The following is a 17,768-nucleotide window of genomic DNA, read 5'->3' as shown; positions in this document are numbered from 1 at the left end:
GCAGGAACCATGATGGATTACCAGACAGCGATCCGCGGTGCATTTTTCGATATTGCCCAGGTCTGCGACAGCGCAGAGGCTATCCCCCGCCACACCCGCTACCTTGACGATGGGCTGTTGTTTATTCACAACGGCAAAATTCTGGCGCAGATGAGCTGGCAGGAGGGCGAGCAATACCTTGACCCTCACAAAGGTTACACCGACCTGCGCAGCAAGCTACTGCTGCCCGGTTTTATCGATACCCACGTCCACTATCCCCAGACGGAGATGATTGGCGCCTTTGGCGAGCAACTGCTGGAGTGGCTGACCACCTACACCTTCCCGGTGGAGAGCCAGTTTGCCGATGAGACCTACGCGAAAGAGATCGCGGAGTTTTTCATTAATCAGCTGGTCAGCCACGGCACAACCACGGCGCTGGTGTTTTGCACACTGCACCCCGAATCTGTCGATGCGCTGTTTACCGAAGCATTACGCCTCAACATGCGGCTGATTGCCGGGAAAGTAATGATGGACAGGCACACGCCGGATTACCTGACTGAAACCGCCAAACAGAGCTACCGGCAAACGCGGGAGCTTATTCAGCGCTGGCACCACCGCGGGCGCTTAGGCTATGCCATTACGCCGCGTTTTGCGCCAACCTCTTCCCCGGAACTGCTCGCGGCGGTAAGCCTGCTCAGAGAGGAGTTTCCCGACACCTGGATGCAGACCCATCTGAGCGAAAACCCCAACGAAGTGGCGTGGGTGAGCGATCTGTGGCCGGAGCACGAGCGTTATCTGGATGTGTATCACCACTACGGCCTGACCGGCGAGCGCAGCGTATTTGCTCACGGCATTCACCTGCACCACAGCGAGTGGCAGTGCCTGCACGACACCGGTTCCGCCGTGGCATTTTGCCCAACCTCCAACCTGTTTCTTGGCAGCGGGCTGTTTCGTTTACCCGCCTGCTGGCAGCACAAGGTGCGAATGGGTATAGGCACCGACGTCGGGGCCGGTACCACCTTCAGCATGTTGCGTACGCTGGGTGAGGCCTACAAAGTGGGCCAGTTGCAGAGCTACCGCCTGCAAGCCTGCGAAGCGTTTTATCATGCCACCCTGGGTGGCGCACACGCCCTGCGGCTGGACGATAAGATTGGCAATTTTGCGCCTGGCAAAGAGGCCGACTTTATCGTTATCGACCCGGCCGTTACGCCGCTGCAGCGCCTGCGTAACGGGCGCTGCAAAGATATTTACGAGCAGCTGTTTGTGCTGATGACGCTCGGCGACGAGCGTAATATCAGTGAAACCTGGGTCAACGGCGAGCAGGTGTGGTCAACTGCCGCGGTAGGTTGACCACCCGCCTGGCGCAATCACAAACGGCAGATGATAGTGCTCGTCTGCCGCCTCTTTAGTGACAAAATCAATCTGCGCACAGGGGTAAATCGTTTCGCGCCCGGTCTGGAAAAACCATGCACCAATGTCGGCCACCAGCCGGTAACGGCCTGCCGGCAGGTGCGCCACGAATTCCGTAATACGCCCGGCGCTGTTGGTCGTCCCGGTGGCAATCACCAGCCCGTCCCGTTCCAGACGAACGGTTACGCCCTGGGCGGGTTTTCCTGTCGAAATATCCAGAATATGGGTGCTTAGGGTGCTCATTCGCCAATCACTCCTTCCAGCCGTAATAAGGTAATTTCCCGCAGTTGTTCCAGTGCGGCCTGCACTTCCTGCGCGTCGGTGTTTTTCAGCCGCCGTTCCAGCGCCTGTAAAATGTCTTCTCCGCTGCGGCCTTTCGCACGGATCAGAAACACGCGCCCGAAGCGCGCCTCGTAGCGGGCGTTGCCTTCCCGCAATGCCCGGGCGAGCGCCGCGTCGCTTTCGTTAACGGCTCCCTGCTCCTGACGCGAAAGCACCGCCTCGGCCTGCGTGCCCGCGGGTTTCTCACCGATACGCGGGTGCGCGCTCAGGGCAAGCGTCAGGGCATCTTCATCCCAGCGCTGTGCCAGCGAGCTGGCGGCGTCAAACAGTGCATCCCGGCCAGGATAAGGACGCCCGCGCACCAGTGCCTCGGCCCAGGCGGGGATCGCCACGCAGGGCAGTAAGCGTGCCAGCGCGTCTTCGTATCGCTGTTGATTAAAGTCATGCAGTGCTGTCATGGTCGCTCCGTTGAAATCATCCTTCGGCCCTGTTGCACAAAACATTGCACAAAACACGCCACTCTTATGCCGGACATGAAACAGTCGATTCCGCAGAGCAAAACTGGAAATTATTGATTCATAAACAGGCACTCTCACCGTAATAACGCACCTTAGCAGTGCATAACGACCCATCACAACGCCCTTTTCTTCACTCTGCATCCTGGTACGCAAATTGCTCACTCTCATTACACCCTGCAAAAGGAGAGAAGCATGAAAGCGATTGTCATTGGAGCGGGAATTGGTGGTCTGAGCGCGGCCGTGGCGTTAAAGAAAGCCGGGATCGACTGTACCGTCTTTGAGGCCGTGAAAGAGATCAAACCCGTTGGCGCGGCCATCTCCATCTGGCCCAACGGGGTGAAATGTATGCAGCATCTTGGCATGGGCGACATGATGGAAACCTACGGCGGGCCAATGCGTTTTATGGCGTATAAGGATCACCTGCGCGGCGATACCCTGACCCGCTTTAGCCTTGCTCCGCTGGTGGCGCGCACCGGCGGTCGTCCCTGCCCTGTCTCGCGAGCCGAATTGCAGCGCGAAATGCTCAATTTCTGGGGGCGAGACGCAGTGCAGTTCGGCAAGCGCGTTGAACGCGTCCGTGAAGATGACGCGGGCGTGACCGTCACCTTTACCGATGGCACCACGGCAACCGGTGATTTTCTGATTGCCGCTGACGGTAGCCACTCGGCGGTGCGCCCGTACGTGCTGGGTTATACCCCAGAACGCCGCTACGCCGGATACGTCAACTGGAATGGTCTGGTGAAGATCGACGAGGACATTGCCCCTGCCCACCAGTGGACCACGTTTGTCGGAGAAGGTAAGCGCGTCTCGCTGATGCCGGTTTCCGGCGGGCGCTTCTACTTCTTTTTCGATGTCCCGCTCCCGGCCGGTCTGGCGGAAGATCGTCTTACCCTTAAAGCCGATCTCAGCGGCTATTTCCGCGGCTGGGCACCGCCGGTGCAGAAGCTTATCGCCGCGCTGGATCCTGAGACGACCAACCGCATCGAAATCCACGATATTGAGCCGTTCGACAGCCTGGTACGCGGCAAAGTGGCGCTGCTGGGTGATGCGGGACACAGCACCACACCGGATATCGGCCAGGGCGGTTGTGCCGCCATGGAGGATGCCGTGGTGCTGGGCGACTGCGTGCGCGACAACCACAACATTACGCTGGCACTGCGCCAGTACGAAGCGCTGCGCTGTGACCGGGTTCGCGACCTGGTGCTGAAAGCCCGCAAACGTTGCGATATCACGCACGGTAAAGATATGGCGCTGACCCGGGCCTGGTATCAGGAGCTCAGCGAAGAGACCGGCGAGCGCATTATTAACGGTCTGTGCGACACCATTCAGGGTGGCCCATTAGGCTGAACACAGGAGGGACAACCATGATAAAACACCCAACACCACCTGCCCATTGCACGTTTGAGCCAGAGGACTGGCTGCGCCTGGCAAAATGCTGGCACCCGGTTGCCCGGGCGTGCGACATCGGCCCGGCACCGGTAAAAGCCACCCTGCTGGATGAACAGCTGGTTATCTACCGGATTAACGATCAGGTGGTGGTCGCCCGGGACGTTTGTCCCCATCGCGGCGTGCCGCTGACGCTGGGCTTTCACGATGAACACGGGATTATTTGCCCCTATCATGGCTTACGCTTTGGGGAAGATGGCCGCTGCAACCGTATTCCCTCCAGCCCTGACCAGCCCGTACCGGCGAAACTAAATCTGATTAACTACGCCGTGGAAGAGCGCTTTGGCCTGATCTGGACCTGTCTGGCGTTTGACCCGGAAAACCCGGTGCCGCTACCCACCATGCCGCACTGGGATGACGACGGTTTTCAGCAGATCAACTGCCCGGCGTTTGAGGTGAACGGTTTTGCCGGTCGCCAGGTCGAGGGGTTTCTCGATGTCGCCCATTTCGCGTGGATCCACACATCCACCTTTGCCGACCCGGATAACCAGCAGGTGCCCGCCTATCAGCCGCAGGAGACCGCCTTTGGCTTTGTCGCCGATTACTGGAGCTCGGTGAGTAACTACCCCGCCAGTTCGGATGTACAGGCACCAGAAGGTTTCGAATGGCTGCGTCATTTTGAAATGCATCTGCCGTTTACCGCCACGCTAACCATCCATTTTCCGGGCGATTCCCGGCTGGTTATCATGAATGCTGCATCGCCCGTGTCAGCACGCGTAACGCGGATGTTCGCTCCTATTGCGCGCAACGTTGACCTGCATATTCCGGTGGAGGATGTTCACGCCTTTAATCTGCGCATCTTTGAGGAAGATCGCCTGATGGTGGAAACCCAGCGCCCGGAAAGCCTGCCGCTGGATTTGACCCTGGAAGCCCATATACCTGCGGACAGAAGCTCTATTGCCTACCGCCGTGGGTTGAAAAAGATGGGCTTTGGCGAATTTTTCCTGGTATGACGGAGGGGCAAGATGAGCGAGATGCTGAGCGTTATTGTTGACGGGCTGTGGCGCCAGGGCGACAAGAGCCTGGCCGTCAGGCTGGTGGCAGAAAACGGCGAAACCCTGCCTGGCTGGCAGCCCGGGGCGCACATTGACGTGCATCTGCCCTGCGGGATTATTCGCCAGTACTCCCTGACCGGGGCGTGTGGGGACGAAAGCTATCTTATCTGCGTCGGGCGAGAAACGGCGTCACGCGGCGGTTCGCGCTATATCCACGAGACGCTGCGCCCGGGGCAGAAGCTGTCTATCTCCTCCCCGCGCAATCTGTTTCCGCTTAATCAGGCGGAACGGGTTGTGTTGCTGGCGGCAGGGATTGGCATTACGCCGCTGTACGCAATGGCCCTTCAGCTTGAGGCCTCTGGTACGCCATTTACCCTGCACTATTACGTTAAAAAACGTGAAAACGCGGCGTTTGTCCGCGAAGTGTCGGGTGGATGGCGTAACGGCGAGTGTATCATTCACGCCTCCTGCGAGGGAGAAAGCCCACGCGCACGGCTTAGCCAGGATCTGCCAGCAGCGCATGACGGGTTACATGTATACACCTGCGGCCCGGTCGAATTTATGACCAAAGTCCGTGACGTAGCGGCCGGGAAAGGCTGGGCCGAAACGCATATCCACAGTGAGGCATTCCAGCCCGTCGTTCCCGCCGCTAACGCAGACACAGGCGATGTGTTTACCGTCACCCTGGCATCAACCGGAGAACGCTGGCCCGTGCCTGCGGATAAAACGATTGCTCAGGTACTGCTGGAAAATGGCGTGGCGGTCCCGCTGTCCTGCGAGATGGGGATTTGCGGTGCATGTCTGACGCCGGTTATCGACGGCGTGGTGGATCATCGGGATACCGTGCAATCGGCAGAAGAAAAAGGCGCCCGTGACCAGCAGGTGGCGCTGTGCTGCTCGCGGAGCCATTCGGGGGAGCTGGTGATTGGGTTGTGAAGTGCTGGCGGGAGCATAGGTTGATATAAATGGCCTGCTCCTGGCCAGTTACGGCTGGCCAGGATGTCATATCGTCGTGGTAGTTAGATATGACTTGTCACAAAAAGCCATTTAAATAAACTTTCAGCTTTTCTATAAATAATATTTGATAACGAGACTGATCCATATGTGATAAATAAAGACAAAATCGCCCTATCCAGTAGATTTGAAATTTTATGAAGGCTGGAAAGGCAGAAGCGACCACAACATATCACACTAGTTACCAATATCGCGCAATGACAGCGCTTTCTTAGCAACAAAAAATACACCAATAAAACATAGAACGGATATGATACCGTCCATGATATTTTTCCCTTCAGAAAGGACATTCAATGATGAATTCTTTATTAGTATTGCTGAGATAACAATTGACAACAATAATGAAATGTAATTTTTATTCTTTGGAATTATCATTACCAGACTCCGATTGAAATGATTTAAACAGCGGCCAATGACACTCGCCAACCATACACAAAATCCCTCTTTTATCATTTCGTGCGAGATGACTATTGCACGCACCAAAAGTGTGTGACAAGTGAATACATGTAAAAATATGTAACTCTATAATTTTTCACAACATATTTGGCTTAAGGTGCAGAGAACTCAATTCAATTGCTTTTACAACTACTTTGACCTGCCCCCCGTTGATTAATACACCCCGATGTTAGTAATGTCTTCATTGTGACCCTGACCCCGAATAAGAAAAGTATTGGAAGATGCAACTGAACAGAAGCGGACATTGATGCAGTCCAGCGAGGCACAGCAGTAGCGACGCACGCCCACGTTGCAGGGCTGAAAGAATTTCAATTTCCTAACGTGAACAGTATGCCGGGCAAGACGTCAGCCGCCGCCCGGCAAACAGACGAGACAAAAATCCTCTTATCTAATCCAGATTGTCAGCAGAATAATGATGGCCGCAATAATCGCCACCTGAATAAAGACTTTATCCAGCGATCCTCTACGCATCGCGCCCCCTTTCAGAACGGGATTTGCCAGATTGCCAGCAGCAGCACCAGCAAACCCATCAGGAAAAAGATCAGCGCAATGATGGTGTCCGGAGAACGATTCATCTCTGCGACTCCTTATCATCAGAACCACTGACCGAAACGTTTGATATAGAAACTCTTCATACCCTGCGCCACCAGACAATAGCTGAGCAGCGTCGCGACCAGCCATGGGAAGTAGCTCAGCGGCAGCGGCTCCAGTCCCACCATCGCTCCCAGCGGCGAGAATGGAATGTAGATCCCGATCGCCATAATCACTGCGGTGGTGAGCAGCACCGGCAACGTCGCCCGGCTCTGGATAAACGGAATTTTCTGCGTTCTCAACATATGCACCACCAGCGTTTGCGACAGCAGCCCTTCAATAAACCACCCGGACTGGAACAGCGCCTGGGCCTCAACGTTATTTGCCGCAAACACGTACCACATCAGCGCGAAGGTGGTGATATCAAAAATGGACGACGTTGGGCCAATCCACAGCATAAAACGGCCGATATTCTTCGCATCCCACTTGCGCGGCTTACGCAGAAACTCTTTGTCCATTTTGTCCCACGGCAGCGAGAGCTGGGAGAGATCGTACATCAGGTTCTGGATTAGCAGATGAATCGCCAGCATCGGCAGGAACGGAATAAACGCGCTGGCCACCAGTACTGAGAAGACATTGCCGAAGTTAGAGCTGGCGGTCATATTCAGGTACTTAATGATATTGCCGAAGGTCTCACGTCCTTTGATCACCCCTTCTTCCAGCACCATCAGATCCTTTTCCAGCAGGATAATATCCGATGCCTCTTTAGCGATATCCGCCGCGCTGTCGACCGAAATGCCTACGTCAGCATCGCGCAGGGCCGGCGCATCGTTGATGCCGTCGCCGAGAAAGCCGACGGTGTGGCCGTTTTTCTGCAGCGTTTTCAGGATGCGCGACTTCTGCAGCGGCGTTAGCTTCGCAAATACCGAGCGCGTTTCCACTTCGCGCTCCAGTTCGCGATCCGTCATCGCTTCAATCTGGGCGCCGGTCAGGATGCCATGGGCATCGATGCCCACTTCCAGGCAAATACGCGCCGTAACCACCGGATTATCGCCGGTCAGCACTTTCACCGCCACGCCATTATCGCGCAGCGCGGTAATGGCTTTTCCCGCGCTCTCTTTCGGCGGATCGAGGAAAGTCAGCATCCCTTCAACCGTCAGCCCCTGCTCATCGGCGTTGCACAGCGGCGTGGTCAGAGCGGAGTCATCCAGCTTGCGGGTTGCGACCAGCAGCACGCGGAAGCCCTGGGCGTTATAGTCCTTCGTTTTGGCTAACAGCAGATCGCGTCGGGTTTCATCCAGCGGCACAACGTTATCGCCTTCACGAAGATGCGTGGCGACCATCAGCATCTCTTCGACAGCGCCTTTGCAGATCAGGCTTTTGTCACCGTGGCGAACATCGTCCACCGAAACCGATACCCGACGGCGTACAAAATCAAACGGCAGTTCATCAAGTTTGACAAAACGCTCTTTGGTCGCTGGCGCAATCCTGCCCTCGCCAAAGCGCAGCACCGCCCAGTCCATCAGGTTGCGCGCCCCGCTCTGGCTGCTGCTGTTCAGCCAGGCCAGCGTCAGCACCCGGTCGCTCTCATGACCGCTAACATCCAGGTGATGCTCAAGGATGATATTATCCTGAGTCAGCGTGCCAGTTTTATCGGTACACAGCACGTCCATAGCGCCAAAGTTCTGAATGGCGTTCAGCCGTTTGACAATCACTTTGCGCCGCGACATGGCGATAGCGCCTTTCGCCAGGTTGGAGCTGACGATCATCGGCAGCATTTCCGGCGTCAGGCCAACCGCTACCGCCAGGGCAAACAGCGAGGCCTCAACCCAGTCACCTTTGCTGAAGCCGTTAATCAGCAGCACAATCGGTACCATCACCAGCATAAAGCAGATCAGCAGCCAGCTGACGCTGTTTACCCCGCGGTCGAACGCCGTCTGGGTACGCGTGCCGACGATAGATTTCGCCAGCGAACCAAACCAGGTACGGTTTCCAGTGGCCACTACCACCGCCTGAGCCCTGCCGCTGGTCACGTTAGTGCCCATCAGACAGATATTGCCCATCTCCAGCAGGCTTTTATCTTTGTTCGGCTCAGGAAGCCTGTCACACCCTTTGCCGGAAACGCTGGCCAGAACATCATACTTCTCAACCGGTAGCGACTCGCCGCTGAGTATCGACTGACTGACAAACAGGTCCCGGGACTCCAGCAAACGGACGTCCGCCGGAACCAGATCCCCCGCCGCCAGGAAGATGATGTCACCGGGCACCAGCTCCTCAATGGCAATCTCCTCCTGCACCGGCCCCATATTCCCGGGACCGCGACGCAGCACCGTCGCCGTGGTGCGGACCATGGATTTCAGCGCCTGTGCCGCTTTGTTGGTACGAAACTCCTGCCAGAAACGCAATAACCCGCTCAGGCTAACCATCGTGACGATAATAATGATCCCGGTCAGATCGGTCTCTTCACCGTTACGCAGCGGTAGCCAGTAATCGGTCACGAAACTGACGGCGGCCAGCGCCATCAGGACATAGATAAACGGGTTATTGAATGCCTGCAAAAGCTGGATCAACGCCAGCGGTGCCTGCTCATGCGCCACTTCATTGCGGCCATATTCATCCAGTCGTTCCAGGGCATCTTCGGTGGTGAGCCCGTGGCGACTGCTGTTTAACCGCGCCAGCGTATGATCCGGGCTGTTAAATGCCTCGGTTTCAATGGCAAAGCTTTTTTTATGCTGCTTATCATTTTCTGACGCAGACCGGTTTATTTTCCGGTTTTCTATTTTCATGTCAGTCATGATTAATCCTCAAATTTAAGACGTCGTTATCCCTGCATAAATGACTTATGCATAATTCATTTTTACGTTATTAAACGCTTATTACTTTAATTTCCTGGGAATATCCATTATTCCCTCCTTAGATAAATGAATGTCAAAGTAGAATAGCCGTGAGATTAACTCCCCTCGACACACCAGCGGACTGACGTAATGTTTTCGTTCCCGCCAATTCTCGACATAATAAGATCTCGCGCTTTGCGGCAGTCGGTATTACCCACCAGTTCGATGCGGATTTCTTTATGCCCTTGTTCTTTTGCTGCTGTCGACACCAGTCCCTGAAGGCTGAGCGTCATCTCTTTACTGATATTAAGCAATAGCTGACGAATCGCGTTTTCATATTCGCTTTGACAGACAATATTCAGAACGTAGCATTTCTCTTCTTCTGTCGCGCCGGGGATCTGATTAATTCTCTGCGCCGCTTCGCGCAGTAGAATATTGGCGCAGAGGATTATCAGTGTTGCCGCCGCCGCTTGCCAGAACTGGCCCAATCCGCACAGCACGCCAATCGCCGCAGAGCACCACAAGGTTGCGGCGGTATTCAGGCCGCGCACGTTCATACCTTCACGCATGATGACGCCGGCGCCGAGAAAACCAATGCCAGAAACTACCTGCGCAGCAATACGTCCCGGGCTGTCCGGTGATGTAGAAATGGAGCTCAGAATAAAAACTGCCGCGCCGGTGGCGACCAACGCGTTGGTGCGTAGGCCGGCCATACGCTGACGCCACTGTCTTTCAGCGCCAATCAGCGCGCCCAATAGCATCGCAGCGAGTAAATTTGCGATATAAGGAAACATCAACATAGCTTCCTCCATTTATGCTGGAAGAATTAACTATGTGCTTTATTAAAGCACACGACCAATTGTCGCCGGAAAGGCGATTAACGTCGCGTTGATGGTGGAGGGAATAATGTATTTTTAAACATGAACATGACGATTATCCTCGCAGCCATGCTGCGTTATTCTTTATGGGATGCAATCGTCTGGATGAGGAGATTGCTGCCCGCCGGTTGGCAAGCAGCGCAGAAAAAATAGCGTCAGCTTGCCTTGATGTTTAAGTAAGGGTGACTGTCCAACATATTTCTCCTGTGTGAATTTGTGCTCATTATAGTCATTCAATTATTCGAGTAAAGTTAAAATCTCGCTTTGGTGACGATTTGTTTAGAATAACCTTAATCCGCAAGTCCCGCCGCGAACGGGGTTAATTCACTAATCAAAGACGACATTAATTATCGACGTCACGATCTCCGCATTCAGCGCGATCAGCACCAAATCCAGGCCCAACGCGCGCCATTTATTAGCCGGGACAGAACTAAGCAGCCTGAATGGTCAAATTGAAAATCCAGCCGCTTTCCAGTTGTAGTACGAGGCCTGAGAGATCCCGGTCTACCGCTTTGCGACAAGGCGCGGACCACGTCAGCTTAAGGGTTAAACAACAAAAACGAAAAAACCCTGCGATATTGCTATCGCAGGGTTTTCAAATTTGGCGGAAGCGTAGAGATTCGAACTCTAGAACCCTTTCGGGTCGCCGGTTTTCAAGACCGGTGCCTTCAACCGCTCGGCCACGCTTCCAAAGTGAGGCGCACTATAAACATCTCTGCGCGCTATGTAAAGCGGGAATTGAAGATTTTGAAAGTGTTCCTGTTTTTCCTGTCCCGGACATTTTTGCACATATGTGCAAAAAATTAGCAAAACTGTAACATTGCCTCGATATATTCCCGACTGTCTTTCACAGTCAGGGGTAAACGCGTGTCTTACCAATCCGATATCAACCCACGCCACAGCGCGTGGCGCAAGGTCCGCCATACGCTGTCAATTGTCAGCCATGAGCCCGCCAATCTTCTGGGCGCGCTGCTGCTGATGCTGTTCAGCTGGATAATCCTCGCACCGGTGATGTCGGTGTTGCTGAATGCTGTTCTGGTACAGAGCGGTGATGAAGGCCGCACCGGGGCAACAGAAGGAACATTTACCGCCTGGTATCTGCTGCGTACGTTAACATCACGTATGTCAGAGCTGCTGCTCTGGACGCCACTTCTCAATACCCTGGCGGTGGCGCTGAGCACTGTCGCCATTGCGTTAATCGTCGGTGTCGCGCTGGCGTGGCTGATCAATCGAACCGATATCGCGGGCCGAAAATGGTTTGCCACCCTGCTTATCGTGCCGTTTATGCTCCCTTCGTGGACCTTTGCGCTAGCGTGGAGCACCATTTTCAAAAACCACGCCATCGGCGGCCAGCCCGGCTGGCTGGAGGCTATGGGCATCCAGACCCCGAACTGGATGGCCTACGGCTACTTCCCGATAGTCACTATTATGGTGCTGCACTACGCGCCGCTGGTGATCCTGATTGTCGGTAACGCCCTGAAGCGCATGGACAGCCAGATGGAAGAGTGCGCCCGGGTACTTGGTGCCTCTCGCGGGGTTATCGCCTTTAAAATTATTATCCCGCTGGTACGCCCGGCGCTGCTTTCAAGCGCGCTGCTGATTTTCGCGGACTGCATCGGCGAATTCGCCCTGCCCTACATTCTTGGCCTGCCGGTGCATTTCGATACCCTCTCCACCGGGCTGTACCGGGCGATAAGTACGCGTCAGTCTGGCGTGGCGGCGGTGATTGCAACGGTCATTATGCTGATGGGGATGCTGACCCTGATGCTGGACATGAAAATGCTGCGCGAAGCAAAACGCTTTGTGACCCTGGGTGGTAAAGGCGTGATGGAACGCCGCCGCACTCTGGGTCGCTGGCGTACCGCCGCTGCCGTGCTGCCGCTGCTGTTCGTGCTGCTGGGTGTGGCAATCCCCCTGCTGACTCTGTTCCTGTCGACGGTGATGATCCTGCCAGGCCGCTTTACTGCCGAAAACTTTACCTTCGATTACTGGATTGGTCACGACCTCGATACCGTGGCCCTGCACAACGGCATTCTGCTGACGCCGGAGTTCTGGCACACGGTGTGGAACACGCTGGTGATTGTCGGCTCGGCCTCCATCGCCTGCGGCGTGCTGGGCCTGCTGGTGGGTTATGCGGTGATGCGCTGTCACTTCCGCTGGGTTGCCGCCTTCCTGCGCCAGCTGACCTTCCTGCCATATCTGGTGCCCGGCATTGCCTTTGCCACCGCCTTTCTTTCGCTGTTTGCCGTGGCCCGTGGGCCGGTTCCGGCGCTGTACGGTACGCCGTTTATCCTGATCCTGGCGCTGATTGCCGAAAAAATGCCCTACGCCAGCCGCTCGGGGATCGCGGCGATGACCCAGCTCGGGAAAGAGGCCGAAGAGGCGGCGCGGATCGCCGGGGCTGGCTGGTTCGCCCGTATCCGCCGCATCGTTATCCCGATTCAGGCGGCGCCACTGGCCACCGGGATCCTGCTGCCGTTTATCTCAGGAATTAAAGGAGTCAGCCTGTTTGTGATCCTTGCCACGCCGGCAACGGATGTGATGACCACCTGGTCCCTGCGACTGATTGACTACAACTACCAGCAAGCGGCCAACGCCGTGGTGCTGATGATTGCGCTGATTTCATGGGCTGGCACGGTGATTATTCAGAAAATCACCGGTACCGGTCTGGCTGATGGCCTGGAGAAATAAGATGCCTGATATCCAATTAACGAATCTCACCAAAACTTACCCCGGCAGCGATACCCCGGCGGTAAACAGTATCAACCTGACGGTGAAAGACGGTGAGTTTATGTGCCTGCTGGGGCCGTCCGGCTGTGGGAAAACCACAATCCTGCGGATGATTGCCGGCATTGAGCACGCCAGCGGTGGCGAGATCCGTATCGGCGACAAGGTGGTCGATTCCGTGGTACGGGGTACGTACGTTCCACCGGAAAAACGCGGGATTGGCCTGGTGTTCCAGAGCTACGCGCTGTGGCCGCACATGACCGTGGAACAGAACGTGGATTTTGGCCTGCGCTTACAGAAAGTGCCGACCAAAGAGCGTATCGCCCGCTGCCAGGACGTAATGGAAAAACTGCGCATTGCTGATTACGCCAGTCGCTATCCGGCACAGCTTTCCGGTGGCCAGCAGCAGCGCGTGGCCCTGGCGCGAATGCTGGCGGTGAATCCCGGCGTACTGCTGCTGGATGAACCGCTTTCTAACCTCGACGCCACACTGCGTCTGGAAATGCGCGCCGAACTGCGCCGCCTGCATGAAACCTTTGGCACCACGATTGTTTTCGTCAGCCACGATCAGTGGGAAGCCATGACCTTAGCCACCACCATTGCCGTGATGAGCGCCGGACATATGCAGCAGGTGGGCACGCCGGATGAGATTTACGCGACCCCGGCCAATCGCTTTGTGGCGGAATTTATTGGCACGCCACGCCTGAACATGATCACGCTGCATCAGCCTTTGAGCCGCCTTGCACAACATCTGCAACAACGTTTCACCCTGCACGACCAGACCCGGCTCTGCGGCATCCGCCCGGAGGAGATCGTACTGAGCGACGAGTCGAGTCTCAACGCCATTCCGATGACCATCGATAACATTATGCCCACCGGCGGAAGCTGGGTGATTGAACTGGTTGCCGGAGAAGACAGGCTGTTCCATTCAACACAGTTAAGGCCGCGCTGGCAGGCGCGCCAGCAGGTGCATTGTCAGCTTCCGACATCCTCCCTGCACTTTTTCAACAGCAACGGACTGCGTCACGACATTACCGCGAATTAACTCCCATTGACTCTTAAGGAACCACAATGAAGCGCAATTTGTCCGCCGTACTTATCGCCAGTGCCCTGCTGAGCAGCACCGTCGCGCAGGCTGAGACGTTCGACCTGCAAAAATTGATTGCGGCTGCAAAGCAGGAGCAGCCGATCACCGTTTACGCCTCTACCGGGAAAATCGTGCAGCAGGCGAAAGCCTTCAGTGAGCAGTACGGTTTGCAGGCGGTGGGTGTGAAGGCCGATGCACCGCAGATTATTGAAATCATGAGCCGTGAAGCTCAGGCCAAAAATGTGCGTGCCGATGTGGCGATTGTTGAGGACGCCCCTGCCGGGATGACGCAGCTGCTGGATAAAGGTTATGTGCAGAGCTGGGTCCCGGACGATCTGAAAGGCAATATTGCCGCCCGCTATCAGACCCCGTTAACCGTCGTGCTGGCGCCGAACGTGTTTGCCTACAATACCGATCATCACACCACCTGCCCGGTGACGAATCTCTGGCAGTTGACCGAGCCAAAATGGCGTGGCCGCGTCGCGATGCAGGATCCCACCAGCAAACCGGCCTATACCGACTGGTTCAGCCAGATGGAAACGCACTACGACCAGCAGGTGCGGGATGCCTATCAGCAGGAATTTGGCAAACCGCTGCAAACCGACGAGAAATCCGCCACCGCAGCCTTTGTGAAGGCGCTGGCGGGCAACGGCGTGCTGCTGACCCATTCCGATAATGATGCCGCGTCTGCCATCGGCGCGCCGGACAGCAAAACTGACTTTGTGGGTCTGGTGTCTACCGCAAAATTCCGCGACAACAAGCAGGGGATGAAGCTGGGCCTGTGCAGCGGACTGAAGCCGTTTATTGGCTGGAATTACCCGAGCCTGGGCGTGGTGGCTACGGGGAGTAAAAGCCCTAACACCGCGAAGCTGTTTATTCACTATCTGCTGAGCGCCGAAGGTATTGCACCACAGGGTGTGGACGGCAAAATGTCCACCAACCAGACGGTGAAGCTGCCCGCCGATGAAGCCTCCGGCATTGAACCGCATCGCAGCGAACTGATGGAATACTTGACCGCCACCGTACGGGGCGACTGGGCAAGCCGCCAGGACTGGCAGGATATCTGGAGCCTGAACTACAAAAAGTAGTTTTCAGCGAAATTTGTTAAATCTGAACAGGCAGCACAACTTTGATGACTCACGATATTGAACAACGTGAAGCGGCGCTCAGGCGCATTATCGTCGACGCAGGCGATACCGCCCTGCGCTTCTTCCGCTCGCGTAAAGCAGGCGAATATGAACTCAAGGGGCATCAGGATATTCTGACCGAGGCCGATACCTTCGTCGAGAAGCTGGTGTCAGAGGCTATTTCTGCCGCCTTCCCTGACGATCTGATCCTCGGTGAGGAAACCGCCAGTCAGCCCGCCAGTGCGCAGAGACTGTGGGTGGTGGATCCGATTGATGGCACCGCCAACTTCGCCCGTGGAATTCCCCATTTTTGTGTGTGCATGGCCTGGGTTTGCCACGGCATCACCGAACTGGGGGCGATTTATAACCCGGTCAGCCAGGAGCTTTATCTGGCACGCCGTGGCCATTATGCGCTGAAAAACGATCAGCCCCTGCGCTGTACCGCCATTACCGACACCCGGCGGGCGGCCGTGGAGCTGGGCTGGTCTTCACGTCACAGCCAGAATCACTATCTCCAGGTAATGGCGTCCCTGCTCGGTCTGGGCGCCAGCGTGCGTCGGGGCGGCTCCGGCGCGCTGGCGCTGGCCTGGGTGGCGGAAGGACGTACCGACGGGTATATCGAAATCCATATGAATGCCTGGGACTGCCTGGCGGGACTGCTGCTGGTACGTGAGGCAGGCGGCCAGACGGGGAGCATTCCTGACAGTGCCGAGGGGATCTTCAATGGCCTGCCGGTGCTGGCCGTTGCGCCGGGTATTGCGGATGAGCTTGCCCGCGCCACCGGTATTCCGCTGGCAGGGTCACTACCAGTGATACCAGAGACAGTGCGCTACCCGCGCCCGCCAATGAGCCTGATTGTGGAAGATTTCCCCGGCTGGGGAATGGATATTTACATCGGTGGTTCTGGTGGGGTGAGCGACGTTGCCCTGCTGGCGGAACATGATATCGGCGTGGTCATTAATTGTGCGGTCAACCTGGATATCGACTGGGTATCCACGTCTGAAAAAGGCGCTGCGCCGCATCTGCTGTCTCATGGCGCTGGCCCGGTTCGCTATTACAAACTGGGGCTGATTGACGGGGAAGGTAATGCCCCGGAGATGCTGCACGCCGGGTATCAGCTGATGCGCTCGGCACTGTTACAGCAGATCCCGGATAAAGCGTCTTACCGCAATCGCAAGCGCGGCAACATCCTCGTCAACTGTCGCGGCGGGCGCAGCCGCTCTGTGGCGCTGGTGGCGTTGTTTATGCATCTGGAATGCCCTGAGCGCTTCCCCACTCTCGATGACGCGATCGCCCTGATCCGCGACCGGCGTGAACTTCACCCGGATGAGTGGTTTGAAACGCCGAAGCCGTCGCTGATCCGCCTGGCTGAACATGCCATTATCCGTGAACGGGCAATTGCCGCAGTGGAAACCTGTCATGAGCAGTAGCAGCCAGAAAAAAAATCCCGGTTTTGCCAGCGCCACTGAGGTGGCGCGTCTTGCCGGCGTGTCCCGCTCTGCGGTGTCCCGTACTTTTACGCCAGGTCGTAGCGTGTCTGAAGATACCCGGCGTAAGGTGCTGGCGGCTGCCGGGGCGCTGAATTATCACGTCAACCATCTGGCGCGGGGGCTTTCCCGGGAGGAGAGCCGCCCGGTCTGTATTCTTGGCGGTAATCTTGCGTTTCCCTGGCAGTCCAGTCTGCTTGAACATCTGACCCGCCGTCTGCATCAGGCCGGACGCGCGGTAATGGTGATTAACACCGACGACGACGAGGCGAGCGCCAGAGAAGCCGTGCAGCAAACGCTGAATTACCGTTCAACAGCCACCATTGTGTTGTCTGGTAAGCCGCCGGGTTCGCTGATTGAACTGTGTCTGCAAAGCGGGCAGCAGGTAATTTTGATCAACCGTATGGGCCAGTTTCCCAGCGCAGACAATATAGACATCGATTACAGTTCGACGATGAAAGAGGCATTTGACCACCTGATTGCTGCAAAATGTCAGCATCTGGCGATTGTGTCGTCTTCGTCCCGCTCCCCGAGCATGGTGACCCGTGAAACGCGTTTTCTGGAGGCGGCGGCTGAAACCGGAACGGATGTGACTGTCATCCGGCCTGGCAGCACCTGTTATCAGACGGGCGTCCTTGCTGCACGTGAATTGCTCGGCCAGATGGCGCGCCCGGATGGGGTATTCTGCGTGACGGATCTTATCGCCTGCGGATTTATTGATGCCGCGCGCCATGAGTTTGGCCTGCGAGTTCCTGAAGACATCAGCGTCATAGGTTTTGATGATATCGAGCAGGCCAGCTGGCTGGGCTATCAGTTGACGACGTTCTCGCAGCCGCTGGCAGAGATGGCGCAGGCAGTCTGTGAATTGCTGCTGGCCCCGGAGGACAGTAAACCGGCCAGCCGATTGTTTACTGCACGTCTGGTGAAGCGGAAGACGCTCGGTTCGGCGGGTTAGCCCGCCCAGCCCACTGCGGGCAGGGTTTTGCGTCAGAAACGA

At 56.3% G+C, this 17,768-nt stretch carries 15 protein-coding genes and 1 tRNA gene; 9 read left to right on the top strand and 7 right to left on the bottom strand.

Features of this window, described 5'->3' with window-relative positions:
- Nucleotides 1-12: 12 nt before the first annotated feature.
- Nucleotides 13-1,329 (top strand): guanine deaminase, encoded by a 1,317-nt coding sequence (gene guaD, locus HV107_RS19010; protein ID WP_182060364.1) that lies wholly within the window; start codon nt 13-15, stop codon nt 1,327-1,329.
- Here guaD and uraH read toward each other — a convergent pair.
- Both uraH and uraD read right to left on the bottom strand, forming a co-directional pair.
- Nucleotides 1,309-1,632 carry a hydroxyisourate hydrolase gene (uraH, locus tag HV107_RS19005; protein WP_182060363.1) on the bottom strand — a complete coding sequence of 108 codons (324 nt, stop codon included), beginning with the start codon at nt 1,630-1,632 and terminating at the stop codon, nt 1,309-1,311. The two genes, guaD and uraH, sit on opposite strands and share 21 nt — an antisense overlap.
- The gene (gene uraD, locus HV107_RS19000; RefSeq protein ID WP_182060362.1) at nt 1,629-2,129 is read right to left on the bottom strand and encodes a 2-oxo-4-hydroxy-4-carboxy-5-ureidoimidazoline decarboxylase; all 501 of its coding nucleotides are present in this window, start codon (nt 2,127-2,129) and stop codon (nt 1,629-1,631) included. Before uraD ends, uraH begins: the two co-directional genes overlap by 4 nt.
- A 252-nt stretch (nt 2,130-2,381) precedes the next feature.
- Here uraD and hpxO point away from each other — a divergent pair, with 252 nt between their 5' ends.
- From hpxO to HV107_RS18985, 3 genes are read left to right on the top strand one after another with little or no spacing between them, the layout of a single operon-like run.
- Entirely contained in the window at nt 2,382-3,536 is a 1,155-nt protein-coding gene (gene hpxO, locus HV107_RS18995; RefSeq protein WP_182060361.1) for an FAD-dependent urate hydroxylase HpxO, read from the top strand.
- A 17-nt stretch (nt 3,537-3,553) separates the two neighbouring features.
- On the top strand, nt 3,554-4,588 hold the full coding sequence (gene hpxD / locus HV107_RS18990; protein ID WP_182060360.1) for a molybdenum cofactor-independent xanthine hydroxylase subunit HpxD: 1,035 nt from the start codon (nt 3,554-3,556) through the stop codon (nt 4,586-4,588).
- Nucleotides 4,589-4,600: 12 nt separating this feature from the next.
- Complete coding sequence (locus tag HV107_RS18985; protein ID WP_182060359.1) at nt 4,601-5,566, top strand: PDR/VanB family oxidoreductase; 966 nt, start codon at nt 4,601-4,603, stop codon at nt 5,564-5,566.
- A gap of 918 nt (nt 5,567-6,484) precedes the next feature.
- Here the strand turns inward: HV107_RS18985 and mgtU are convergent.
- From mgtU to HV107_RS18965, 5 genes are all read right to left on the bottom strand, one after another.
- The gene (gene mgtU / locus HV107_RS27350) at nt 6,485-6,571 is read right to left on the bottom strand and encodes a magnesium transporter protection protein MgtU (RefSeq protein ID WP_251009858.1); all 87 of its coding nucleotides are present in this window, start codon (nt 6,569-6,571) and stop codon (nt 6,485-6,487) included.
- A gap of 11 nt (nt 6,572-6,582) precedes the next feature.
- The gene (mgtR, locus tag HV107_RS18980; protein WP_182060358.1) at nt 6,583-6,675 is read right to left on the bottom strand and encodes a protein MgtR; all 93 of its coding nucleotides are present in this window, start codon (nt 6,673-6,675) and stop codon (nt 6,583-6,585) included.
- Nucleotides 6,676-6,693: 18 nt separating this feature from the next.
- Entirely contained in the window at nt 6,694-9,426 is a 2,733-nt protein-coding gene (gene mgtA / locus HV107_RS18975; RefSeq protein ID WP_182060357.1) for a magnesium-translocating P-type ATPase, read from the bottom strand.
- A 155-nt stretch (nt 9,427-9,581) separates the two neighbouring features.
- Nucleotides 9,582-10,277, bottom strand: coding sequence for an MgtC family protein (locus HV107_RS18970; protein ID WP_182060356.1), 696 nt, complete (start codon nt 10,275-10,277; stop codon nt 9,582-9,584).
- Between the two features lie 668 nt (nt 10,278-10,945).
- Nucleotides 10,946-11,033, bottom strand: a tRNA-Ser gene (locus HV107_RS18965).
- 177 nt (nt 11,034-11,210) lie between these two features.
- Between HV107_RS18965 and HV107_RS18960 the strand changes: the two genes are divergently transcribed.
- The 5 genes from HV107_RS18960 to HV107_RS18940 are packed head-to-tail and all read left to right on the top strand — an operon-like array spanning nt 11,211 to nt 17,726.
- Nucleotides 11,211-13,034, top strand: coding sequence for an iron ABC transporter permease (locus HV107_RS18960; RefSeq protein WP_182060355.1), 1,824 nt, complete (start codon nt 11,211-11,213; stop codon nt 13,032-13,034).
- Nucleotide 13,035: 1 nt separating this feature from the next.
- The gene (locus tag HV107_RS18955; RefSeq protein ID WP_182060354.1) at nt 13,036-14,115 is read left to right on the top strand and encodes an ABC transporter ATP-binding protein; all 1,080 of its coding nucleotides are present in this window, start codon (nt 13,036-13,038) and stop codon (nt 14,113-14,115) included.
- A 26-nt stretch (nt 14,116-14,141) separates the two neighbouring features.
- The gene (locus HV107_RS18950) at nt 14,142-15,245 is read left to right on the top strand and encodes an ABC transporter substrate-binding protein (protein WP_182060353.1); all 1,104 of its coding nucleotides are present in this window, start codon (nt 14,142-14,144) and stop codon (nt 15,243-15,245) included.
- Between the two features lie 44 nt (nt 15,246-15,289).
- Nucleotides 15,290-16,714: an inositol monophosphatase family protein gene (locus HV107_RS18945; protein WP_182060352.1), complete on the top strand. Its 1,425-nt coding sequence runs from the start codon at nt 15,290-15,292 to the stop codon at nt 16,712-16,714.
- Nucleotides 16,704-17,726, top strand: a complete 1,023-nt coding sequence (locus HV107_RS18940) for a substrate-binding domain-containing protein (protein WP_182060351.1) — start codon at nt 16,704-16,706, stop codon at nt 17,724-17,726. The genes HV107_RS18945 and HV107_RS18940 overlap by 11 nt, the downstream gene beginning before the upstream one ends.
- Nucleotides 17,727-17,768: the final 42 nt, after the last annotated feature.

Source organism: Enterobacter sp. RHBSTW-00175, assembly GCF_013927005.1.
In the GTDB taxonomy this organism is placed as follows: Bacteria; Pseudomonadota; Gammaproteobacteria; order Enterobacterales; family Enterobacteriaceae; genus Enterobacter.
This window is presented reverse-complemented; position numbering and strand designations above follow the sequence as displayed.